We start from the raw sequence: 24,341 nt of genomic DNA, 5'->3' as shown, positions 1-24,341 counted from the left end.
GGTTTGAATCATCAGGATTTCGACTGCGCCAGCGAACCGGCGGATGCTTTGCGGGTGTGAAGGTTGAAGGTAGCGCCTGCGACCAGGATATGCACGGTCAGTCCGAGCAGACAGACCGGTTTGTTCTCGCTGACCTGGGCCATCGAAGAGAAGGTGAGCCCGTCGGCGTCGACCACGGTGACCGCGCCGCTGCCTTCGACTTCCAAGGTATTGTCCGGACCGATGAAGGCGGCGGTGTCTTCGTCCAGGCCGATGCCGATGGCGAATGGGTTATAGGCCAGCGCCGCGACCAGGCGGCCCAGGCGGTCGCGCTGGCGGAAATGCTGGTCGATGATGAAGCGGTTGGTCAGCCCCAAGCCGGGGGCTAGGCGCACGCTGTCGGCCTGGGGCGAAGCGCCCTCCTTGCCGAAGCCGATCATGTGTTCGCTGAGAATGCTGGCGCCGGCGCTGGTGCCGCCCACGGTGATGCCCGAGGCGTTGCGTTCGCGGATGAGTTTGGCCGCCGGGGTGCCGCCCAGGATGGTGGACAGGCGCAACTGGTTGCCGCCGGTGAAGAAAATGCCGCTGGCGCGCTCGATACGGTCCAGGCGATTCTGTTCATGGCAATCGCGGCGGGTGTCGAAATCCAGCACATCGACCCGGCTGGCGCCCAGGTCGCCGAAGATGTCTTCGTAGCGACTGCCGGTATCGGCCAGCTGGCTGGCGGTGGGAATCACCACGATCTCGGCGTCGCGACCTCCGCAGAGACCGAGGAAGCGCTTGAGGATACGGGGGTTGTCTTCCTTGTTCTCGGCGCCGCCGATGGGAACGATCCAACCTCTTTCGCCACCGTCGGCGACCTTACTGGGACACATGCAACACGACTCCTAAAGCTAAAGGGCTTCGCGCAACGCCGCCGCGACGGGAGCCTCGGCAGCGCCCGCGCGCCGTCCGGTTTTCCCGATTTCCCCCCGATGAAGCCGCCCCCGATGCCGGCAGCAAGTATCGCGGACCGGCTTGGGGAAGGTAGCACGGGCGGCAAGCGCTCGATTGGACCCAGCCAAGCGTTCGACCTCCCCCTTTGAAATTCGACCTCCCCCTTTGAAAAAGGGGGACTGAGGGGGATTTGCTCTTGCCCTTAAGACTTAAGATCAAAAGCAAATCCCCCGTAGCCCCCTTTTTCGAAGGGGGCAAAGCACCACCCCCTGTTTAACGCCAGCCCCAACTTCCAACCACCAACCATTACAATTTCCCCCAAGGCCCCGTAGCTCAGCTGGATAGAGCGGTCCCCTCCTAAGGGACAGGTCGTGCGTTCGAATCGCGCCGGGGTCACCACTTTTTCGGTTGCAAGTGCAACTGTTGGCGACAAATGCAGCTTGTCGCACTGCAACACTTGACAGGCCCCCGGGTCATCCTGTCCCCTAGGGCCATGCTTCCCGTCGCCACCCACGCAAACCTCCACCCGATGCCAGCCTCCGCGCTGCTGCACGGACGTGGCGTGGCTGGCCTCGGCCGCATTATTACCACCGCCACTACCGCGATTAGCGGGGTGCGGTGGATCGTGTTCGCGTAGTCTCGCTAACCACGTCCCCGCACCCGGATCAGGATGCGGGGGAACCCGGATCCTGAGTCGCGCGGGGACCTCACCCAGAGGTTCGTCGTTTTATGTCGTCCGCAGCACAGTCAGACAGTTCTTCCACCCGCACCATCGTGCACAAGTTCGGCGGCACTTCGGTCGCCGACGCCGAGCGCTTCCGTCATGTCGCCGGTCTGCTGCTCGCGCGCGACGAAGACGAGCAGATCACCGTGGTCTCGGCGATGAAAGGCGTTACCGACGCGTTGATCGAGTTGTGCGAACTCGCGGCGCGCAGCCGCAACGACTGGCGCGATCCCTGGCACGAACTGCGTGCACGGCATCGCGGAGCGGTGGTGTCGCTGCTCGGCGAGGACTCTGGCCCGACATTGGAGTGGCTGGACGAACGCTTCGAAAAGCTGGCCGAAATCCTGGCCGCGCTGGCGGTGATCGGCGAACTGCCGCGCGAGGTCCTGGACCGCGTGCAGGGTCTGGGCGAAGTCTGTTCGGCCCGATTGCTCGGCGACTATCTGAAATTGAAAGGCGAAGACTGCGCCGTGCTGGACGCACGCGATGTGCTGGTGGTGGATCGCAGCGATTTGGGCGTTGAGGTCGACTGGGAGGTCAGCGCGCAGCGTCTAGCCGGCTGGCGTGCGAAAAACCCGCAGCGTCGCGTGGTGGTCACAGGCTTCGTCGCGCGCGATCGCCAGAATCGACTCACCACCCTGGGCCGCAATGGCAGCGACTACAGCGGCGCGATCTTCGCCGCGCTGTTCAACGCCGCCGAACTGCATATTTGGACCGATGTGGATGGCGTGCTGTCCGCCGATCCGCGCGTGGTTCCCGAAGCGGTGCAGTTGAGCGCGCTCAGCTACGACGAGGCCTGCGAACTGGCTTATTTCGGCGCCAAGGTCGTGCATCCGCAGACCATGTCGCCGGCGATAGAACGCGGTCTGCCGATCATCATCCGCAACACGTTCCATCCCGAACACCCCGGCACGCGCATCACCGCCGAGCGCGATGTCAGCGGCCCGGTGAAGGGCTTGACTCTCAGCCCCGATTTGGCCGTATTGAATCTGGAAGGCACCGGCCTGATCGGCGTGCCCGGCACGGCCGAACGCGTCTTCGCGGCCCTGCGCGAAGCGCGCGTGTCGGTGGTGATGATCTCGCAAGGCTCTTCCGAGCATTCCATCTGTTGCGTAGTGCGCAGCGCGGAATCCCTACGCGCGCAGACCGCATTGCTCAACGCGTTCGCCCACGAACTCAACATCGGCCAGATCCAGCGCGTGCAGTTGACCGAGGGCGTCAGCGTGCTGGCGGCGGTCGGCGACGGCATGGCCGGACAGCCGGGCGTTGCGGCGCGCCTGTTCGAATCGCTGGGTCGCGCACGGGTCAACATCCTGGCCATCGCACAGGGTTCTTCGGAGCGCAATATCTCGGTTGCCATTGACAGCGCCGACGCCACCAAGGCACTGCGCGCCGCGCATGCGGGTTTCTGGCTGTCGCCGCAGACCTTCGCGGTCGGCGTGATCGGGCCGGGCAACGTCGGCGCCGCGCTGCTCGACCAGTTGCGCGCCGCGCAGCCGCAGCTGTTGGTCAAGGCCAACCTGGATCTCCGACTGCGGGCGATCGCGTCCAGCAAGAAAATGCTGCTGGACGGGCGCGGCATCGGCGGTGACTGGCGCGCGAGTTTCGGCGCGGATAGCGAAGCGCTAGATCTGGATCGTTTCACCGCGCATCTGGTCGGCTCGCATCTGCCGCATCTGGTGATCGTCGATTGCAGCGCCAGCCCGGTCGTGGCCGACCGTTATGCGGACTGGCTGGCGGCAGGCATCCACGTGGTCACGCCCAACAAGCAGGCCGGCGCGGGCCCGAGCGCGCGCTACGACGCGATTCGCGAGGCCGCGGCGGCCAGCGGCGCGCGTTTCCGCTACGAAGCGACGGTGGGGGCGGGTTTGCCGGTGATTTCCACGCTGCGCGATCTGATCGACACCGGCGATGCGGTGCTGTCGGTGGAAGGCATCTTCTCCGGCACGCTGGCGTGGTTGTTCAACAAGTTCGACGGCAGCGTGCCGTTCTCGCAGTTGGTGACCGAAGCGCGCGGTCTGGGTTACACCGAACCCGATCCTCGCGACGATCTTTCCGGCACCGACGTTGCCCGCAAGCTGGTGATCCTGGCGCGCGAGGCGGGGCGTTCCATGACCCTGGACGATGTCGCCGTCGAGAGTCTGGTCCCCGCAGCGTTGCGCGAAGCTAGCGTCGAGGATTTCATGTCGCGCCTGGGCGAAGTGGACGCACTGTTTGCCGACAAATTGGCCAAAGCCAAGGCGGCAGGTCAGGTGCTGCGTTATGTCGCCAAGCTCGATGCGGAAGGCAAGGCCAGCGTAGGCCTGGTGGAACTGCCGAAAGAGCACGCCTTCGCCAATTTGCGCCTGACCGACAACATCGTGCAATTCACCACGCGTCGCTATTGCGACAACCCGTTGATCGTGCAGGGCCCGGGCGCAGGCCCGGAAGTCACCGCCGCGGGCGTGTTCGCCGACGTACTGCGCGTTGCAGCCGGGCAGGGAGCGAAACTGTGAGGGGTTCCGCAAGAGCGTTCGCTCCGGCTTCGGTAGGAAATGTAGGCGTAGGTTTCGACATCCTCGGCCACGTGATCGAAGGCGTCGGCGACACGGTCGCTGTTCGCCGCATCGATGCGCCTGAAGTACGCATCGCCGCGATCCGCGGAGCGACGGTGGATCTGCCGTTGGACGCGCCGGGCAATACCGCCGGAGCTTCGCTGATCGCGCTGCGGGAAGCGTTGGCATTGCCGTTCGGCTTCGAAGTCGAGATCGACAAGGGCATTCCGCTGGGCTCGGGAATGGGCGGTTCCGCGGCTTCCTGTGTGGCCGCGCTGGTGGCCGCCAACGAACTGCTGGACGCGCCGCTGTCGCGCGAGGCGCTGTATCCGTTCGCGTTGACCGGCGAAGCGGTCGCCAGCGGCGGACGCCATGGCGACAATCTGGGTCCGATGTTGCTGGGCGGTCTGGTGCTTTCCACCGCCGACCGATTGGTGAAGGTGTCGGTGCCGGAAGGCTGGCACAGCGTGCTGGTGCATCCGGAAGCGATCTTGGAAACGCGTCGTGCGCGCGAGGCCCTGAAAGGCGGTTACGCCCTGAGTGAATTCGTCTCGCAGTCGGCTAATCTCGCGCTGGTGCTGGCGGGTTGCCATGCCGGCGATGCGGATCTGGTGCGTGCCGGGCTTCGGGATGTGCTGGTAGAGCCCAGGCGTGCTCCGTTGATCGTCGGTTTCGATGCGGCTAAACAAGCCGCGCTGGCGGCCGGTGCGATGGGCGCGAGCATTTCCGGCGCGGGCCCTAGCGTATTCGGATGGTTCGAGACGCGGACTCAGGCGGAAACGGCGGCGCCGTTGATCCAGGAGGCTTTCGCTTCGGCAGGGTTTGAGAGCCAGGCTTGGGTCTCGCCGATCAATAGTCCGGCGGCGAAGGTGTTGCATGAGACGTAATGAAAAATTACGGCGTCATTCCAGCGAAAGCTGGAATCCATCTTGATCTTGTTTCTCGGACACCGGCCCAAAATCAAGATGGATCCCAGCTTTCGCTGGGATGACGACTCCCTTTTTATCGGCATTCACGCATCCCTGGTCCACAATGAATTTCATTTCCACCCGTAATAATTCTCCCGTCGCCACATTGAGCCAAGCCATCGCTGCCGGCCTTGCGCCCGACGGCGGGTTGTACGTGCCGGAAAAGCTGCCGCTTGCCAGGCCGCTCGAACTCGGCAGCGATCTGGCCGATACCGCTACCCAGCTCATCGCCCCGTTCTTCGAAGGCGACGCCCTGGCCGATGAACTGCCGGCCATCTGTCGGGAAGCCTTCGACTTTCCGTCGCCCTTGGTGCCGTTGGCGACGACGGACGACTACGCGCTGGAGCTTTTCCACGGGCCCACCGCCGCCTTCAAGGATTTCGGCGCACGTTTCCTTGCCGCCTGCCTGACGCGCCTGCGCAAGCGGGAAGACCGTCCGCTCACCATCCTGGTCGCCACCTCCGGCGATACCGGCGCGGCGGTCGCCGCCGCTTTCCATGGCCAACCGGGATTGCGGGTGATCGTGCTCTATCCCGATGGCCGCGTGTCGCCGCGTCAAGCGCACCAGTTAGGTTGTTTCGGCGACAACATCACCGCGCTGCGGGTGACCGGTTCGTTCGACGATTGTCAGGCGCTGGTCAAGCAAGCGCTGAACGATAGCGAACTGCAGGCGCAGGCGCCGATGAGTTCGGCCAACAGCATCAGCCTGGGCCGGCTGCTGCCGCAGATGAGCTACTACGCGCAAGCTGCGCTAGCCCACAAGTGGAAAACTGGCGAAGTGCTGAACTTCGTCATTCCCACCGGCAACTTGGGCAACGCGATGGCCGCGATTATCGCGCGAGCCTTGGGCGTATCAATCGGACGCATCGTGCTGGCGACCAACGCCAACGACGTACTGCCGAAGTTCTTCTGGGGCGCCGACTATTCGCCCGCGGCCAGCGTCGCCACGCTCGCCAACGCGATGGATGTGGGCGCGCCGAGCAATTTCGAACGTCTGCGCTGGCTGTACAACGGAGACGATGCGGCACTGCGCGCGGACTTCACCGCCGAAAGCGTCAACGACTATCAGATCCGCAATACGATCCAGGATCGCTATACCAAGCATGGCGAGGTTTTCTGCCCGCATACCGCCACGGCGGTGCGGGTACTCGAGGACTTGCGCTCGCAAGGGGCGGCCGGCGACTGGGCGGCCGTGGCGACGGCGCACCCCGCCAAATTCGAGAGCGTGGTGGAGCCTTTGATCGGCCGGCCGCTGGAAGTGCCGCCCGCCTTGGCGAATCTGCTGGCGCGTCCGGCCCATGCCGACTTGATCGCTGCGGACTACGAAGCTTTCCGGGTACGTATTCTGGGAAAATAGCCTTAGTTCCCAGAGCGCCGCATTCGCTGTGCGGCGCGCCATGCCCGCGCCGGACATTTCTGCCACCATGTCGCCATGAACATCAAAGGCAAGGCCACTTCGCTCGACATCGCGCACTTGGCAGGGGTTTCCCAGCCCACGGTCTCGCGTGCGCTGCGCGGCAGCCCGATGGTCAACGAGGAAACGCGCAAACGCATCCAGGCCATCGCCGAGCAACTCAATTACAAAGTCGACAAGAACGCGTCCAACCTGCGTACCCAGCATTCTGGAACTATCGCGCTGCTGTTCTTCGAGGACCCCACGCCGGACGATTCGCAGATCAATCCGTTCTTCCTGTCCATGCTGGGCTCCATCACTCGCGCTTGCGCCATGCGCGGCTACGACCTGCTGATCTCCTTCCAGCAGTTATCGACCGACTGGCAGGCCGATTACGAGGACAGCAACAAGGCCGACGGCCTGATCCTGCTGGGTTATGGCGATTATCTGGAATCGCAATCGCGGCTGGAGCGCCTGGTGGAGCAGGGCACGCACTTCGTTCGTTGGGGCGCGGTACTGCCGGGACAGCCTGGGATTTCGATCGGCTGCGATAATTTCCAGGGCGGGCACGACATCACCCAACATCTGCTGTATCAAGGACGCCGCAATATCGCCTTCCTGGGCCATGCCTCCAATCACTACCCGGAATTCTTCGAGCGCTACCGCGGCTACGCGCATGCGCTGCTGACCAGCGGACAGCGGGTGCAACCCGGCCTGCAGTTCGACGCCATCACTACCGAGCAGTCCGGTTATGAAGCGGCTTGCGAACTGCTGGCGCGGGAGACGCACTTCGATGCGATTTTCGCTGCCAGCGACTTGATCGCCATCGGTGCGATGAAGGCCCTGCACGAACGCGGCATGCGCGTGCCGCAGGATGTGGCGGTCGCCGGTTTCGACGACATCCCGATGGCCGGGTTCGTCAATCCCAGTCTGTCCACCGTGCAGCAGGACACCAAGCTGGCCGGCACTATCCTGGTGGAGACCTTGCTGGCGCTGGTCAACGACGAGCCGGCGGAAAGCCGCACCATCCCGGTAAGCTTGGCCTTGAGGCGTTCTTCCGGCGCTGTCTAACGTTCGCCGGATCGGACCGCAGAGGTTGCGGCTATGCGGCACCGAAATTCTGAAGAATCCAACAAATCCGTTGCGGTAGTCAGCGATCCTTGCGGGCCATCGAGTCGTCCAGACGCGCGCGTAGATCCTTGCGCGTCAATGCCTGGTCGAAGAACAACACGCGTACGCCGTGGGCGGGAACCTCAGCGCGGAGTTGCCTGCCGATCTTCAGTTTCCTGCTACTGAAGCCATCGCGCCAGGTGCCCGCCTGCAGATACTCGCTTACCGTCATGCTGCGTGCCGCATCGCCCTTGTTCAGCAGCACTAGTGCGGTCTGCGCGATGCCTTGGTGCTGGTAGACGCGATAAAAGGCCGCTTCGTCGCCTTTCATCCGCAGGTTCAACTGCAATCCGCGCTGCAGGGCGGGCGATTCGCGGCGCAGCGTGGCGATACGCTTCAAGGCAGGGTAGATAGGACTCTTGCCGGCGGCATCCACCCGGTCCTGTCCGTAATAGTTGCGGTTACCCATGTGCTCGGCGCGGCCGCGCATGAAGCCGGTTTCCGAGCCGTAATAGACCGCGGGAATGCCTCGCGCAGTGAACAGCCAGTTGTTGGCGTCGATGAAACCCTCGTCGGTGGCGTTCATGCGCGCCATGTCGTGGTTGTCGTAGAAGGTCACCAGGTCGTAGGGATTCGCGTAAGGGCCGTCTTCCAGGTAAAGCGCGGTGGCCAGTTCGGCGAAGTCGCTGCCTTTCTTCTCGAAGGTCGCCGCCATCTTTCCGCGCAGAGGAAAGTCCAGCACGCTGTAGTGTCCATTGCGCTCCAGCGTATGGCCGGCGATCAATGCGGCGTCGTAGTTGAACGCCTCGCCGAACATGAAAAAGCCCGGCCGCTTGGCGCGGATGCGGTCGGCGAACTTCTTCCAGAACGAATGCGGCATCCAGGCGATGGTGTCCACGCGGAACGCGGCCGCGCCCTGGTCGATCCATTGTTCGTAGGCGCCGACCAGGTAATCCAGTACGGCCGGATTGTCCTGATTGAAATCGGACAGTTGGGCCAGACCGCCGCTGGTGTTGTAGAAGGCGTGTAGGCGCTTGTGCGATGGATCCAATTTGTCCGGATCCAGATTCTGGTGATCGGCTACGAGTTTGCCGTCGCGGTCGTAGACCTTGCCGTACTGCGGCCGCATCTTCGGCATGCTGTAGGCGGGCGAGCCATGGTTGCCGACGATGTCCAGCACCACATCGAGCTTTTGTTCCTTCATCGCATGGGTGAAGCCGGCGAAATCAAGGCCTTCGCTGGGAAGGTGTTCGTCCAGCTTGTAGAAGTTGATGCCCCAGTAACCATGAAAGCCGGTCTTGCCGCGATCGGTGAACATACCGCCCCACTTGGCGGGATCGCCTCCAGTGAAGGCTTCGTCGGGGTTGTCCACGATCGGCGTCACCCAGACCGAGGTGAAGCCCATGTCGCGGATATAGCCCGCGTTCTTCACGATGCCTTTGAAATCGCCGCCCAGATAGCCGATGTTGTCGCTTTCGCCCTCCGGTGCCCCTGGAGTGGGAACGTCGAAGGTGCGATAGGGTCCGCCTTGGTCGCGATGGTCGTTGGAGGGATCGCCATTGACGAAGCGGTCGGTCATGACGAAGTAGATGGATTCGCTGGCGAAGGGCTCGGTGGTGCCGTAGAACTCATCGGCATCCGCAGTCTGCGCGCGGATCGTTGTGGTCGATGCGGCGCACAGGACCGCCAGAGCGAGTGTCTTCAAGCGCGGGCAATTCATGCGACAGTCTCCTTGCGCACCATCAGCACGCATAGCCCGGCGACGATCAGGCTGACGCCGCCGATCATCAGCGCATTGATCGGCTGGTTGCCGAAGAAGGTCTTCAGCAGGAAACCCAGCAGGCTGGCGGCGACCAGTTGCGGGATGACGATGAAGAAGTTGAAGATGCCCATGTACACGCCCATTTTCTTCGCCGGAACCGCACCGCTGAGCAGCGAGTAGGGGATCGCCAGGATCGCGGCCCAGGCGACACCGATACCGGCCATGGGCAGCAGCAACCAGTTCGGGTCGCTGATGAAACGGAAGGAAAGGAACGACAGTCCACCGATCACCAGGCAAGCCAGGTGCGTGGCGCGCAGGCCGATGCGGCGCGACAAGGGGGCCAAGCCGAACGCTGCGATCGCCGAGAATCCGCTATAGGCGGCGAACAGCACGCCCACCCAATCGGCGCCGTCGTTGTAGGCCGTCGAAGTGGTGTCCGAGCTGTGAAAATGCAGGGAAGTCACCGCGGGCGTGGTGTAGATCCACATCGCGAACAAGGCGAACCAGGAAAAGAACTGCACTACCGCCAACCAAAGCATAGGCATGTTGCGGACGTCGTAGACCATTTCGCCCACGGCGCCGCCGCGCTGCCCACCGCCTGTGAAAACCAGCAACAGGGCATAGATCGCAGCCAAGCCGGCAAGAAGGTAGAGAGGCTTGTCCAGGCCGTAGTGGTAAATGCACCAGGCCAGCACCAGAGCTGGCAACAGAAAGATGGCGACTTCGGTAGTTAAGCGCGCATGGGTGATCGGACGCTGTGTCGTTTCTTCGGGCCGCGCATCGTCGAAGCGCTGTAACTCGTCGGGTGGATACTCACGAGTCTTGAAGATGGTCCAGCCCATCGCGCCGATCAATACCACGCCGCCGATGTAGAACGACATACGCACGCTCGGCGGAATCTCGCCTGCCGCCGCGGTGTTGGCGATGCCCAGTTGGGTGAGCATTTCCGGCAGCAGGTAAGCCACGACCGCGCCGGCGCCGATGAAGAAACTCTGCATCGCATAGCCGCGCGTGCGCTGCTCGGGGGGAAGCTGGTCGCCGACAAAGGCGCGGAAGGGTTCCATCGAGACATTGATCGAGGCATCCAGCAGCCACAGCATGATCGCGGCGAACCACAGCACCGATGAATTCGGCATCACGAACAACGCGAGGGTGGTGAGGATGGCGCCGACCAGGAAGTAGGGGCGGCGACGACCCAGCCGGGTCCAGGTGCGGTCGGAGTAGTAACCGATGATGGGTTGCACCAGCAGGCCGGTCATGGGCGCGGCGATCCATAGGACAGCCAAGTCGTCCATCTCCGCGCCCAGGGTCTGGAAGATGCGGCTCATGCTGCCGTTCTGCAAGGCGAAGGCGAACTGGATGCCGAAGAAACCGAAGCACATGTTCCATATCTGCCAGAACGAAAGCTGCGGTTTGCGGTTCGTGCCCGATCTATTCATTCCGTGGTTTCCCCTTGGCGCTGCATCGTGACCTTAGATATGTTGCAGGCAATGGGTTGGGAAACCATGCTGCACTGCAAACATGTCCGTCGCCTCGTCGATGTCGGACGCGCGCAGTGGCGGAGACTGCATGAGTTCGGAAAACCCTTGAATTTACGCTTCGCCGTTCGATAACGGCTGAGTTACTGCGGTCGAATCGCAAGTCGCGCGGTTTTGCGCGCGCGTTCGCCTGCATACGTATTCATGCCAAGCGCGCCGCTAAGGCCAATGCCTGCGAGTGCGCGACATGGAATAGTGGCGCCCGTTGTGCGGACCGTGCAGGATCGCACGCCAATGTCGGGGATAAGGATGGCGAACAATCGTTGGTGGCGTGGCGCGGTGATCTACCAGATCTATCCGCGCAGCTTCATGGACACCGACGGTAATGGCGTGGGCGACCTGCCGGGGATCGTCGACAAGTTGGATTACATCGCCAGCCTGGGCGTGGACGCCATCTGGATCTCGCCGTTCTTCAAGTCGCCGATGGCCGACTTCGGTTACGACATCGCCGACTACCGCGACGTGGATCCGCTGTTCGGCAATCTGGGCGATTTCGATCGCCTGCTGGCCAAGGCGCACGGGTTGGGCATCAAGGTGATGATCGACCAGGTGCTGAGCCATTGTTCGGTCGACCACGAGTGGTTCAAGGAAAGCCGCGAGAGCCGCGACAATCCCAAGGCCGACTGGTACGTATGGGCCGACGCCAAGCCCGACGGCAGTCCGCCCAACAACTGGATGTCGCTGTTCGGCGGCGTGGCCTGGCGCTGGGAGCCGCGTCGCGGTCAGTACTACCTGCACAACTTCCTCTCCTCGCAACCAGACCTCAACTTCCACAATGCCGCGGTCCAACAGGCGACGCTGGATAACGTGGAGTTCTGGCTGAAGAAGGGCGTGGACGGCCTGCGCCTGGACGCGATCAACTTCTGTTTCCACGACCGGCAATTGCGCGACAACCCGCCCAAGCCGGTCGAGAAGCGCGTGGGCCGCGGTTTCAGTCCCGACAACCCCTACGCCTTCCAGTACCACTACTACAACAACACGCAACCCGAGAATCTGGTGTTCCTGGAGAAGCTGCGCGCTTTGCTGGACCTCTATCCGCAAGCGGCGAGCCTGGGCGAAATTTCGTCGGAGGATTCGCTCGCCACCATGGGCGAATACGTCAACGACAAGCGCTTGCACATGGGTTACAGCTTCGAACTGCTGACCGACGATTTCACCGCCGCCTACATACGCGCGACGGCCGAAGACCTCGAAGAGAAAATGGCCGATGGCTGGCCATGCTGGGCGATTTCCAACCACGACGTGCAACGCGCGGTCACGCGTTGGGGCGGCACGGACGCGACGGACGCGTTCGCCAAGCAATTGGTGGCGTTGGTGTGCTCGCTGCGCGGCTCGGTTTGTCTGTACCAGGGCGAAGAGCTGGGCCTGGGCGAAGCGGACGTACCTTACGAGGCGTTGCAGGATCCGTACGGCAAGACCTTCTGGCCGACCTTCAAGGGGCGCGACGGCTGCCGCACGCCAATGCCGTGGACTAGTGGCGAGCATGCGGGTTTCACTTCGGGGCAGCCTTGGCTGCCGGTCGCCGAGCCACACCTCGCACTGGCCGTCGAAGTGCAGGAGCGCGACCCGGCGTCCACGCTCAACGCCACCCGTGCTTTCCTGCGCTGGCGCAAGACCATGCCGGCGCTGCAATGGGGCGACATCAGTTTCCTGGACACGTCCGAGCCGGTGCTCGCATTTGTCCGCAGTTTCAATGATCGGCGCTTGCTGGTGGTTTTCAATCTTTCTGCGGACGCGGTGGAATGGCGGCTTCCGGCTGGCATCGACGCGCAGGCCCTCGGTGGCCATGGCTTGGTGGAAGGGCAGCTTGAAGGGGCGCTGTTGCGTTTGCCCGCGCGAGGTACGTTCTACGCTGACGTGCGTTGAGTTCGTCCTTATTGTCGTCATCCCAGCGAAAGCTGGGATCCATCTTGATCTTACTCAGCAAAGCAACGTCAAGATGGATTCCAGCTTTCGCTGGAATGACGGCAACCGAAGGGCCTAGGAGAGTCAGTGATTAGGATGCTGCATTGCAGCGAAATATCTTGCCATGAGAAATGGCACCTTTTGAAGTAGTTCTGCATATATGAAACGCACTTCAGCGCTGCGAATGACAGCCTGAACAGGGTCGCGCATGCCGATATGAAACCGATTTCCAGCTCAGCCTTCGATGACGTTCGCTATCTAGTCGCACCGCTGCGCAGCATGAATACGTATGCAGCATAAGTTGTGCAGGGAGCGCCACGACTACCATTGCCGCACGTATCGGGGGCGGTCTGCGTACCCGGACTTACAGGTCTCCTAATGACGCTGTTTCGGCGTCATGGAGAATCTGGCAAAAATCAAAATACCAACCATGGGAGTGGAGGGGAGATGGTAAAGCTCAAGCGTAATCTGCTGAGCGTGGCCTTGGTGTCTGCGATGACATTGAGCGCCACGGGTGCCTACGCACAATCGACTGAAGTGACCGCAGAACCGACTGCGCAACCGGTCAGCGAGGATGCGGTCGAACTCGACCGGATCACGGTGACCGGCATCCGCGCCGGCATCGAGGGCGCGATCTCGGTCAAGCGTGATTCCACTTCCATCGTCGAGGCGGTGACCGCGGAAGACATCGGCAAGTTGCCCGACGTCAGCATCGCCGAATCCATCGGCCGTCTGCCCGGCCTGGCCGCGCAGCGTGTCGCTGGCCGTGCGCAAGTCATCAGCGTGCGCGGCTTGTCGCCCGACTTCTCCACCACCACGCTCAACGGTCGCGAGATGGTCAGCACCGGCGACAACCGTAGTGTGGAATTCGACCAGTACCCCTCCGAACTCGTCAGCGGCGTGACCGTGTACAAGACCCCTGACGCCGGCCTCATCGGCCAGGGTCTGTCCGGCACCATCGACATGCAGACCGTGCGTCCGCTGAGCTACGACGGATCCGCAGCCATCGTCGGTATTCGCGGCCAGCGCAATTCGTTGGGTTCGGCGGCGAACCAGGATGCGACTGGCGGGCGCTACAACCTCAGCTACATCGACCAGTTCGCCGACAATACCTTCGGTGTTGCGCTGGGTTTCTCCTATTCCAATACGCCCATCCAGGAAAACCAGGTCGGCTTGTACGAACCCTGGCAGGCCATTGGCGACAACTGGCGTCCAGGCGTGCCTGCCGGAACCTTCTATTCCGACGGCATCAAGGCGCTGCGCCGCACCGGCGAGCAAACCCGTACCGGCATGATGGCGACGCTGCAATACCGTCCGTCGAATGCCTGGACCAGCACGTTGGACATGTTCCATTCTTCGGCCGAGCAGGTGGATACCGCCAACCAGCTTGAAGTCCATATCGGCGATTACAACGGCGGCTTTGGCCGCTTGGCCGTCACCAATCCGGCCATCAACGGCAACAACACGTTCACCGGCGGCACCATGGGCAACGTGTACCCGCTGGTGCGCGGCATGTACAACCGTCGCGAAGACGAGATCAATGCGTTCGGATGGAACAACGATTTCACTGTCGGCGAAGCGCGCATCGTCGCCGACATCGGCTGGTCGCGCGCCAAACGCGACGAACTGAATCTGGAGAACAACACCCAGATGTTGCCGGCGCCGCAACTGGACGCCTTGCAACTGCAGATCAGGAACAACGGTTTCTCGCAGTTGAATCCGGGCCGGGACTACTCGGACCCCAATACGCTGTTCCTGACCGGCACGATCTACGGTTCCGGTTACGGCAAGGTGCCGAAAGTCGTCGATGAACTGAAAACCGCCAAGCTGGCCGTTTCGCTGCCGGCGCCGGCCTGGACCAAGGTTTTCTCGGACATCGATTTCGGTCTGAACTATGCCGAGCGCGAAAAGAACAAACGCCAACCCGAAGGCAACATCAATCTTGGTGCCCAAGGCCCCACGACCATCGCGTCGGACCTGCAATTCGATCCGGTCGATCTCGGTTTCGCCGGCGTTGGTTACATTCCCGCCTGGAACGTTCCCGGCGCGGTTGCGCGTTATATGACTTTCGAGCCGAGCGCTACTGCATTTCCGTACCTGGTCGCCAAAGCCTGGGATGTGGAAGAAAAAACCACCACCGCCTACCTGCGGGGCAATATCGATACCGATTGGGGCAATGTCAGCGTGCGTGGTAATGCCGGTGTGCAAATCCAGCGTGTCGATCAATCCTCCGATGCGATCCGGCTGACGGGCGGCGGTGATCCGCAGCCCATCCATCAGGGCAAGACGATCACCGACGTGCTCCCGAGCATGAACCTGGCGTTTGGTTTTGACCACGAACAGACCTTGCGTGTAGCCCTTGCCAGGCAGGTGGCGCGTCCGCGCGTGGACCAGTTGCGCGCCTCGCTCGAAGTGACCGCTTCGGATAACCCGGACCAGAACAATGGCACCGGCCTGCGTAACAGCTTCGCCAGTGGCGGCAACCCCATGCTTGATCCATGGCGCGCCAATGCATTCGATGTTTCCTACGAAAAGTACTTCGGCAGCAAGGCTTACGTGGCGGCGGCGTACTTCTACAAGGACCTGAAGTCGTACATCTACACCCAGACCGATCCGTTCTACGATCTGTCCCAGTACACGGGCGCCTTTGCTCCAATCGACGGCGTCGGGGTCAATCCGATCGGCAGCTACTCCAGGCCGGTAAACGGCGAGGGCGGCACGCTGCAGGGCTTGGAGCTCACCGCTTCGTTGCCGCTGGAGATGGTCACGGACGCGTTGCAAGGTTTCGGCGTGGTCGCCAGCGCCACCTTCAATGACAGCAATATCAAGATCCGCGATCCGGAAAGCGCGTCCAGCGTGGGCAGCGGCGACATCGACCTGCCGGGCCTGTCCAAGCGTATCTACAACCTGACGGTGTACTACGAAAAGAACGGGTTCGAAGCGCGCGTCAACCAGCGCCGTCGTTCGGACTTCATCGGCGAAATCGGCAACTTCAACGGCAACCGTACCTTGCGCTATGTGGTTGGCGAGAACATCACCGATGCGCAGGTCAGCTACACCTTCAGCGACGGATCTGCCCTCAGCGGGTTGTCTTTGCTGATCCAGGCCAGCAACCTGACCAACGAGGCCTACCGGACTTATGCCGGCAGCAAAGACCGTCCCCTGGAATACGTCGAATGGGGCCGGACCTACCTGCTGGGGTTGACCTACAAGTTCTGATCCGGATCTGACGAAAAGAAAAAAGGGCTGCGGGAGACCGCAGCCCTTTTTTGTTGTTCTGGTGCGAACGAGTCGCGCTAAGTTCAAAAAATAGACACCGCCTTCCGGGAATGCGCAGATGCAGCGTCTTAAGCAGGGTTTAACCCTCCTTGGCGCGGAAACCAGCCCGAATCGCAAGGTCCGGAACCTTGCACGCAAGCCAATTTGCTCTGCGCGCAAGGTTCCGAAGGCGGCGCTTGAGCTACTTGCACTGCGCGCGCAAGCAAAAAAGCCTTGCTTGCAAGCTTCTGTGCTTTGCGTGCGAGCCGAAGAACTTCGCGCGCAAAGCAAATAACATCGCAATTGTGTTCGGAAGCTCTGGACGCCGACCGTAATAGGGCCTCCCGCGAAGCGCGGAGCTGCAAGCACGTCTCCGAACACTTTGCGCGCAAGCCAATTTGCTTTGCGCGCAAGGCTAAATGTGCCAAGTTCCGCCTTCGGAGCTTTGCGGACGGAGATAAGAAGCTTGCACTAGCGCTTCTAGGGCCCGACCACGAATCCTTTCGCTTCTGCGTTCGGCCGATATCCGCGCTGGCGAGGGATACCGGCAGCGGGAAGCACCCGTGATGGGTATCGCTGCGCTCAACCCATCCTACGGGGCCTGACAATTCATTCAATCCAACAATTGAGCCACATGGCCTTGACTAAGTAGGGCGGGCATTGCCCGCCCTACGGGCCGCATCGCTTTACGATGAAATCCGTCCTGTCGCATGGTCGTCAGCAGTGGCCTGCCCGTGCCGTAGGAGTGGTGTAGGAGTGGTGTAGGAGCGACGCGAGTCGCGAAACAGTGAAAAACTGAAAGGTTATGAGCTTCGCGACTCGCGTCGCTCCTACACGCGGCGATGCACCTGATTCGCATGTCGCGTAGGGCGGGCACTGCCCGCCGCTTTTTCCGGGATCGCGACGAAAGAGCAGGCCAACCTGCCAACGAGTCACCATACCTGCGCGAGTACGAAAGACCGTCGCCGGAACACATCGAGTGGGACGTAACTTGCCTGTTGGACTTGAGCGACGTCGGATCTGACGGGAAGACAAAAAAAATCATGAAAAGTCACAGTTTTTTTGTTGTCCCGATAAAGCAGAGCGAGCAACCAACGCGGATCGCCCGCACTTTCTAATTAAATAGTCGTATGCGGATTCCGATATATGAGCGCGCCAAATTTCTTGTTTGCAAACTGTGGCTCGCAGCAGACGCGACGCAAATCACAATCTGCACGCCGGCACGGATGATTCTCCATCACAAGCGAAAATTTTGGTGAGTTTCGGAAATGTATCGAGAGTGACCTTCACGATATCCCGTGATTAGAGTTCACGCAGGGGAAAAGCCATTGCGCTCACAAGACCGCAACTGCTTTTAAGGGGACATACCGTTCCGCTTTTCCTTAGGAGTCCGGCAACGAGCCGGCCACCGGCCAATGGCGCATGCGCATTGGCGAAGCGCCAGGGAAGCGGGAATGAACTCAAGTGGTAACGCCTCAATGTCATACGTGCAGCGGACATGCGCACGATTGGGCGAGACTTTTTCTCGGTTCGCATTTCTTTATCCGCGGTCGGGTACGCCAGCAGGTGACCGCGTGACGCGCTACGTCGCGGCAGGGACAGCCAATGCGACGGTCCGGGAAGAAGGAGCAGGTTTGGCGTAGCCGACTATGGACAGAAAAAGCGACATGGATGACGACTCCCTTCTTCCGGCAAGCGATCGCGGCCTTTCGACGCCGATCACCTACATGACCACCCAACGCGCATCCGAGGCACTCCGTGCCGGCGGGTGCTTGCACTGCTTTGACTACAAGAAACGACGCGATCCTTGTCGAAAAGGTTCGTAGCGCCACCCCTATTTTTCGTCCTGAAACCCTTGATTCGCTTGTAATGGAGAGACAGCAATGAACAAGATCTATAGCGTGGTATGGAACCGCACGTTGAATCAGCTGGTGGTCGCCTCCGAACTGGCCACGCCTCACGGCAAGGCGGCCGGCGGGAAGAAGGCTTCGCGGTTAGTGCAGATATCGACGCTCCAGGTTGGTTTGGTGTTGCTGGCGATGGGCGGGATGGGATGGAGCTCGTCGGCGCAGGCGCAGGCGAGCTGCATTCCGGCGCCGTACTACCAATACAGCGGCAGCTCGACCTGCGCGGGTCAGGGGGCCCAAGCGACTGCAGGCGGAACCACTGCTATAGGTTTTAACGCCCTCAGTTCGGGGCTGAATGCCACGACTCTCGGTTACCAAGCCTTTGGCTCAGGCGTCAACTCCATTTACGTGGGTGCGCGCACCAGTGGAATCGGAGCCTCCGGAGAGTCGGCGATTGCTATCGGTACGGATGTCAACGCCGGCGGCGCGGGAGCCATCGCTGTCGGCGTGCAGTCGACAGCAGGTGGACTTAGGGGCGTTGCCGTGGGCTCGCAAGCCAATGCCGCTGTCAGCTATGCGACAGCAATCGGTGGAGGCGGCGTCAACGCAGCAACAGCCACACGGGCCACCGGCGTCGGTTCTACGGCTATCGGTGGCAATGCCACCGGTGGCGCTTTTGCATCGGGCGTCGATGCCGTCGCCATTGGCGGTCAATCCGTCTCGTCGACCCAATACTCGGTGGCTATTGGCCTGAACGCGGCAGCCTCAGGCACAGGCGGTGCAATCGCGATAGGTGGCGGCACCGTCTCAAACAATATCAATTCGATCGCGCTGGGAGTTAGCTCCAGTGCCACCGGAGCTGGCGCCAGTGCGTTGGGCACCGGTTCCCAAGTTTCGGGAGGAAACGCCACCGCGGTCGGTGTCAGTGCTACTGCCAGCAACAACTATGCGTTCGCCAGCGGCTGGGGATCCGTCGCCAGCGGAGCCAACAGCACGGCATTGGGACGTGAGGCTAGCGCGTCCGCAGGGGATGCCATCGCGATAGGACATCTGGCAACGGCAAGCGACGCCGCCACCACCGCCTTAGGCAATAGCGCTCGGGCGCTAGGGAATAGTTCGCTTGCACTCGGCGCGCAAGCGGTCGCGGTCGGGGCCAGCACGGTTGCGGTTGGCCAAGGTTCCGGTGCGGGCTCGACGGTCGCCAATACGGGTTCGGTCGCAGTGGGTGTTGCCACTGGATCATTAGTCACCGGCGCGCAGAACACCGCCATAGGCGGAGGCATTGCTAGCGTGCAGCGCGGCGCAGGTTCGGGCGTCACAGGAACGCGCAACGTCGCGCTCGGCGTGGGCGACGGTACGGTCGCCTACGATGCCACCTTGGACGCAGCGGCAGGTAGCCTGGTCAGCGGCGACGACAATATCGCCATCGGCACCAACGCGGGCATCGGCGTCACGGCCGACGCAACGACGTCGATCGGCGTGAACGCGAATGCCAGTGTGGGCAACGCGATCGCCATCGGTACCCTGGCGAGGGCTTCCGCACTGGATGCTGTCGCGCAAGGCAGCAGCGCCAACGCAGGCGGCCGGAACGCCATCGCCATCGGCTTCCAGTCGGTCGCGTCCGCGATCAACTCCATCAATCTTGGCGCACGCACGTTGGTTGGATCGGGTGCGCTGGGGGCGGGCTCTATCGCTATTGGTACCGATGTGACGGCTTCACAGGATCGCGCGGTCGCAGTGGGAATCGTAAGCCAGGCAACAGGCCTAGATGCGGTGGCCGTCGGAACCCGGGCTAATGCGGCTGCCGACAACGCCACTGCGCTCGGCTCGGGCGGGACCACCGCCGCGACCGCCGTGCGCGCCACCGGCGTCGGTTCGGTCGCCATCGGCGGTAATGCCACGCTAGGTGCGCTTGCATCGGGCGCCAACGCCATCGCCATTGGTGGTGAATCCGTCGCCAATGCCGCTGACGCCGTCGCCATCGGTCACGGCTCCACGGCCACTGGCGGCAGAGCCGTGGCGATCGGCGCGGGCAACTTCGCTAGTGGTAACGGCGCGGTCGCCATCGGTGATCCGAATACCGCGACCGGCAACGGTGCGGTGGCGCAGGGTCTGGACAACACGGCTACCGGCAACGGTTCGGTAGCGATGGGCAACACCAATATGGTCGGCGGCGGTGGTCAGGCGGTGGGCACTGCAGGCACCGCGGCGCAGGGCGCTGTGGGTATCGGCTTCCAGAATCAGGTGGTCGGGCAGGGCAGCGTCGCCATCGGTAATGTCAGCAGGGCACTGGGAGCAGGTGCGGTCGCATTTGGCGACGCTGCGGTGGCCAACAATGCACGCGATGTGGCGCTGGGTTCGGGTTCTGTTACGGCCGCAGCGGTGGGTACGTCCAGCGTCGTGATCGGCGGTACTACCTACAACTTCGCCGGTACCGGGCCAACTTCCACGGTGAGCGTGGGCGGCGGCATTGGCACTGAGCGCACCATCACCAACGTGGCCGCTGGCCGAATCAGCTCAACGTCGACTGACGCGATCAACGGCTCGCAACTGTATGCGACCAACCAGGCGATCTCGGCCATCGCGGCGAGCACACCCGTTCACTACTTCAGCGTGAACGACGGGGGCACAGTCGGGGCGAACTACACCAATAACGGCGCGTCGGGGCCTTTCGCCATTGCGATTGGGCGTAATGCCACCGCGACAGGGTCTTATGGCACCGCAGTGGGCGAGGCCGCGAGGGCCATCGGCGATTGGGCGACCGCTTATGGCAATGGCGCTAATGCGGCTACCACCACAGCCACTGCCCTTGGCGCAAGCACAAACGCCACGGCCAACTTCGCATTGGGAGCGGGTTTTCAGGCCACTGCAAGCGGATTAGCGTCCACGGGCATGGGCTTGCACGCCAACGCGGCGGGTGAGAGTGCTATCGCGATTGGTACGGACTCCGCAGCCGCGGGGACCTACGGCATTGCGATCGGGCGCAATGCCAGTGCGACAGGATCTCGTGGGACCGCGGTCGGCGAGGGCGCGAAAGCCATCGGCGATTGGGCTACCGCTTATGGCAATGGCGCTAATGCGAGCGTCACCACGGCTACCGCCATCGGCGGAGGCACAAGCGCTACCGCCACGTTCGCATTCGGCGCGGGTTATCAGGCTACCGCAGGCGGAGTAGCGTCCACGGCTCTGGGTCTGCACGCCAACGCGAGCGCCGACAACGCGATTGCGGTGGGCAATACCGCGGTCGCCAATTCCGCCGATGCTGTCGCGATCGGCGCCAACTCTACTGCCACCGGCGGCAGGGCTGTGGCGATCGGCGCCGGCAACTTCGCCAGCGGTAATGGCGCGGTCGCGATCGGCGATCCCAACACCGCCACCGGTAATGGTGCGGTGGCGCAGGGCTTGGATAACACGGCGACCGGTAACGGTTCGGTGGCGATGGGCAACACCAATATGGTTGGCGGCGGTGGTCAGGCGGTTGGTGTCGCCGGCACGGCCGCGCAGGGTGCGGTCGGCATTGGCTTCCAGAACACCGTGGTCGGACAGGGCAGTGTGGCGATCGGCAATACCAGCCGTGCGCTGGCGGCAGGTGCGGTTGCGTTCGGCGACACCGCGGTGGCTAACAACGCACGCGATGTGGCGTTGGGTTCTGCTTCGACCACGGCTGCTGTCGTCAACACTGCCGGGACCACCATTGATGGGACGGCCTACACGTTTGCCGGCACCGACGCGGCCAGCACGGTCAGTGTGGGCTCCGGCGCAGCAGTCAACGGCGTGCGCACCGTCACTAATGTCGCGGCCGGTCGGATCTCCGGCACCTCGACCGATGCGATCAACGGTTCGCAGCTGTTCGCGACTAACCAGTCAATTGAGAACCTCAGCAACGAGGTCGACGCGAACGCCATCCATTACTTCAGCGTCAACGACAATGGCGTGGTCGGCGGCAATTACAACAATGATGGTGCGACAGGGTTGAATTCGATCGCGGTGGGGACGGGTGCCGTGTCGAACGCCAACAATAGCGTCGCGATCGGCAATGGCGCTTTCAATGAAATCCTCAATGCCACCTCTGATCAGGTTGCGATTGGCGCTTTGGCGCATAGCAATGGAACCGGTTCGACAGCCGTCGGGTCGAACGCTTCCGCGCTTTTTGCGGGAGCGGTCGCACTCGGGCAATCGTCATCGGCGGGCAGCGGCTTCACCGTTGCCATAGGAGGCGGGCCGGCGGGAGGTGCCAGCGCAGCAAGTGGTGGAGCCATCGCCATCGGTGGTGGTGGCGGAGGCGGGCTCGGCACTCCGGCCTTAGCGAGTGGATTTCGATCCATTGCGATCGGGCAGAACACGGTTGCCGGCTTCGCGACCTCGATTGCCCTGGGGTACAGGGCTACGCCCGGCAGTGCCGCCTCGGTTGCTATCGGCGATACCGCCACCACCGGCGCGACTGGCCGGAACGTCGCCATCGGCAATCTGAGCACGGCCAATGCCGGCACTGGTGGCGGCGGTGCAGTGGCGATCGGACGGTCCAACACCGCCTTCGGCGACGGCGCGGTGGCGATCGGCGATCCCAGCTACGCCAGCGGCACCGGCGCCTTCACCGGCGGTGCGAACAACATCGCCAACAGCGACGGCACGGCGACGGCGACCGCCGCTAACCAAGCCAACGGTGCGGTGGCGATCGGTAACAGCAATCTGGCGATCGGGCAGGGCAGCGTGGCATTGGGCAACGACTCCACCGCGGGCGCTGCTGGTATCGCAGGCAACGTCGCGATAGGCGACGGCGCCACGGCCGCGACGAGCGCGGGCGATGTGGCGTTGGGCTCGGGTTCGGTGACTGCTGCGGCAGTGGGAACCAGCAGCGCAACCGTCAACGGCGTCACCTATTCGGGCTTCCAGGGCACCGGACCGACCTCGACGGTCAGTGTTGGCGGGGTGGGTACCGAGCGCACTCTCACCAACGTGGCAGCGGGCCGGATCACCAATACCTCCACCGATGCGATCAACGGTTCGCAGCTGTATTCGGTGGCCGATACCTTGAGCGGCGAGATTGCCGCATCCGAGACCCACTACTACAGCGTCAACGACAACGGCGTGCAGGGCGGCAACTACAACAACGACGGCGCGAGCGGGGTCAACGCGCTTGCCGCAGGTGTTGGGGCAGTGGCCAGCCAAAACAACGCCACCGCTATCGGTGCAGGCGCGGTAGCGGGCACCAGCGTAGGCGATGTGGCGTTGGGCTCGGGTTCGGTGACGGCTGCGGCAGTGGCGACTACCGGCACGACCATCAACGGCGTGGCGTACAGCTTCCAAGGCACGGCACCGACCAGCGTGGTCAGCGTGGGCAGCGTCGGTGCCGAACGGCAAATCACCAACGTGGCCGCCGGCCAGGTGACCAATACCTCGACCGATGCGATCAACGGTTCGCAGCTGTTCGCGACCAACCAGGCGGTCGAAGCGATCGGCGACGTCGCCAACGCCGGCTGGAATATCACCGACGGCACCAACACCGGCAACATCGCGCCGAATGAAACGTTGACGATGGCAGCGGGCAGCAACGCCACAGTGGCCTATGACGACACCACCGGCACGATGACCGTGGGCGTGGTGGCCAACCCCAACTTCACCAGCGTTACCGTTGGCGACACCCTGATCACCGACGGCAGCGTGAGCTTCATCAGCGGCGGTCCCAGCATCACCAACATCGGCATCGATGCTGGCAATACCACCATCACCAACGTGGCTCCCGCGGTCAATGGTGGAGATGCAGTCAATCTGGATCAGGTGACCAACCTGGTGGACGGTGTGGCGACGCATTACTACAGCGTCAACGACAACGGCGTGCAGGGCGGCAACTACAACAATGACGGCGCGAGCGGCGTCAACGCGCTTGCCGCAGGCGTCGGAGCAGTGGCCAGCCAGAACAACGCCACGGCGATCGGTGCAGGTGCGGTAGCGGGCACCAGCGTCGGCGATGTGGCGCTGGGTTCGGGTTCGGTAACGGCAGCGGCGGTAGCGACTACCGGCACGACGATCAACGGCGTGGCGTACAGCTTCCAAGGCACCGGACCGACCAGCGTGGTCAGCGTGGGTAGCGTCGGTGCCGAACGGCAAATCACCAACGTGGCAGCCGGCCAGGTCACCAATACCTCGACCGACGCGATCAACGGTTCGCAGCTGTTCGCGACCAACCAGGCGGTCGAAGCCATCGGTGACGTCGCCAACGCCGGCTGGAATATCACCGACGGCACCACCACCGGCAACATCGCGCCGAATGAAACGTTGACGATGGCAGCGGGCAGCAACGCCACAGTGGCCTATGACGACACCACCGGCACCATGACCGTGGGCGTGGTGGCCAACCCCAACTTCACCAGCGTCACCGTGGGCGAC

General features: G+C 62.7%; 11 protein-coding genes and 1 tRNA gene. 9 read left to right on the top strand and 3 right to left on the bottom strand.

The features are described from left to right. Window positions 1-11 precede the first annotated feature (11 nt). The gene (locus AC1DTQ_RS08785) at window positions 12-854 is read right to left on the bottom strand and encodes a cyanophycinase (protein ID WP_477849178.1); all 843 of its coding nucleotides are present in this window, start codon (window positions 852-854) and stop codon (window positions 12-14) included. A 383-nt stretch (window positions 855-1,237) separates the two neighbouring features. Between AC1DTQ_RS08785 and AC1DTQ_RS08780 the strand changes: the two genes are divergently transcribed. The 5 genes from AC1DTQ_RS08780 (at window position 1,238) to AC1DTQ_RS08760 (ending at window position 7,605) form a co-directional block, all read left to right on the top strand. Continuing rightward, window positions 1,238-1,314, top strand: a tRNA-Arg gene (locus AC1DTQ_RS08780). Window positions 1,315-1,644: 330 nt separating this feature from the next. Further along, window positions 1,645-4,134: a bifunctional aspartate kinase/homoserine dehydrogenase I gene (gene thrA, locus AC1DTQ_RS08775; protein ID WP_477849177.1), complete on the top strand. Its 2,490-nt coding sequence runs from the start codon at window positions 1,645-1,647 to the stop codon at window positions 4,132-4,134. Then, on the top strand, window positions 4,131-5,060 hold the full coding sequence (locus tag AC1DTQ_RS08770) for a homoserine kinase (RefSeq protein ID WP_477849175.1): 930 nt from the start codon (window positions 4,131-4,133) through the stop codon (window positions 5,058-5,060). The genes thrA and AC1DTQ_RS08770 overlap by 4 nt, the downstream gene beginning before the upstream one ends. A 145-nt stretch (window positions 5,061-5,205) precedes the next feature. Then, complete coding sequence (thrC, locus tag AC1DTQ_RS08765) at window positions 5,206-6,498, top strand: threonine synthase (RefSeq protein ID WP_477849173.1); 1,293 nt, start codon at window positions 5,206-5,208, stop codon at window positions 6,496-6,498. A 75-nt stretch (window positions 6,499-6,573) separates the two neighbouring features. Further along, entirely contained in the window at window positions 6,574-7,605 is a 1,032-nt protein-coding gene (locus AC1DTQ_RS08760) for a LacI family DNA-binding transcriptional regulator (RefSeq protein WP_477849172.1), read from the top strand. Window positions 7,606-7,684: 79 nt separating this feature from the next. Here AC1DTQ_RS08760 and AC1DTQ_RS08755 read toward each other — a convergent pair whose 3' ends face one another. Next, the gene (locus AC1DTQ_RS08755) at window positions 7,685-9,364 is read right to left on the bottom strand and encodes an alpha-amylase family glycosyl hydrolase (RefSeq protein WP_477849171.1); all 1,680 of its coding nucleotides are present in this window, start codon (window positions 9,362-9,364) and stop codon (window positions 7,685-7,687) included. Continuing rightward, the gene (locus tag AC1DTQ_RS08750; protein WP_477849169.1) at window positions 9,361-10,845 is read right to left on the bottom strand and encodes an MFS transporter; all 1,485 of its coding nucleotides are present in this window, start codon (window positions 10,843-10,845) and stop codon (window positions 9,361-9,363) included. The genes AC1DTQ_RS08755 and AC1DTQ_RS08750 overlap by 4 nt, the downstream gene beginning before the upstream one ends. 348 nt (window positions 10,846-11,193) lie before the next feature. Here AC1DTQ_RS08750 and AC1DTQ_RS08745 point away from each other — a divergent pair, with 348 nt between their 5' ends. The 4 genes from AC1DTQ_RS08745 to AC1DTQ_RS08730 all read left to right on the top strand — a co-directional run. Continuing rightward, a complete protein-coding gene (locus AC1DTQ_RS08745) occupies window positions 11,194-12,810 on the top strand; it encodes an alpha-glucosidase family protein (protein ID WP_477849168.1) in 1,617 nt (538 codons plus the stop codon). 486 nt (window positions 12,811-13,296) lie between these two features. After that, window positions 13,297-16,068: a TonB-dependent receptor gene (locus AC1DTQ_RS08740; RefSeq protein WP_477849167.1), complete on the top strand. Its 2,772-nt coding sequence runs from the start codon at window positions 13,297-13,299 to the stop codon at window positions 16,066-16,068. A 118-nt stretch (window positions 16,069-16,186) separates the two neighbouring features. Next, window positions 16,187-16,402, top strand: a complete 216-nt coding sequence (locus tag AC1DTQ_RS08735; RefSeq protein ID WP_477849166.1) for a hypothetical protein — start codon at window positions 16,187-16,189, stop codon at window positions 16,400-16,402. 1,588 nt (window positions 16,403-17,990) lie between these two features. Further along, window positions 17,991-24,341, top strand: a 6,351-nt coding sequence (locus AC1DTQ_RS08730; protein ID WP_477849165.1) for an ESPR-type extended signal peptide-containing protein, incomplete at its 3' end; no start/stop codon positions are given.

This window comes from Pseudoxanthomonas sp. P4_B2, assembly GCF_056402315.1.
The sequence above is the reverse complement of the archived record's forward strand: the minus strand, read 5'-3'. Positions and strand labels throughout refer to the sequence as shown.

Excerpts from the sequence above, each read along its gene's own strand:
- AC1DTQ_RS08785 (WP_477849178.1), bottom strand. The coding sequence starts at position 854 with ATGTGTCCCAGTAAGGTCGCCGACGGTGGCGAAAGAGGTTGGATCGTT.
- thrA (WP_477849177.1), top strand. The coding sequence starts at position 1,645 with ATGTCGTCCGCAGCACAGTCAGACAGTTCTTCCACCCGCACCATCGTG.
- thrC (WP_477849173.1), top strand. The coding sequence starts at position 5,206 with ATGAATTTCATTTCCACCCGTAATAATTCTCCCGTCGCCACATTGAGC.
- AC1DTQ_RS08760 (WP_477849172.1), top strand. The coding sequence starts at position 6,574 with ATGAACATCAAAGGCAAGGCCACTTCGCTCGACATCGCGCACTTGGCA.
- AC1DTQ_RS08755 (WP_477849171.1), bottom strand. The coding sequence starts at position 9,364 with ATGAATTGCCCGCGCTTGAAGACACTCGCTCTGGCGGTCCTGTGCGCC.
- AC1DTQ_RS08750 (WP_477849169.1), bottom strand. The coding sequence starts at position 10,845 with ATGAATAGATCGGGCACGAACCGCAAACCGCAGCTTTCGTTCTGGCAG.
- AC1DTQ_RS08745 (WP_477849168.1), top strand. The coding sequence starts at position 11,194 with ATGGCGAACAATCGTTGGTGGCGTGGCGCGGTGATCTACCAGATCTAT.
- AC1DTQ_RS08740 (WP_477849167.1), top strand. The coding sequence starts at position 13,297 with ATGGTAAAGCTCAAGCGTAATCTGCTGAGCGTGGCCTTGGTGTCTGCG.
- AC1DTQ_RS08735 (WP_477849166.1), top strand. The coding sequence starts at position 16,187 with ATGCAGCGTCTTAAGCAGGGTTTAACCCTCCTTGGCGCGGAAACCAGC.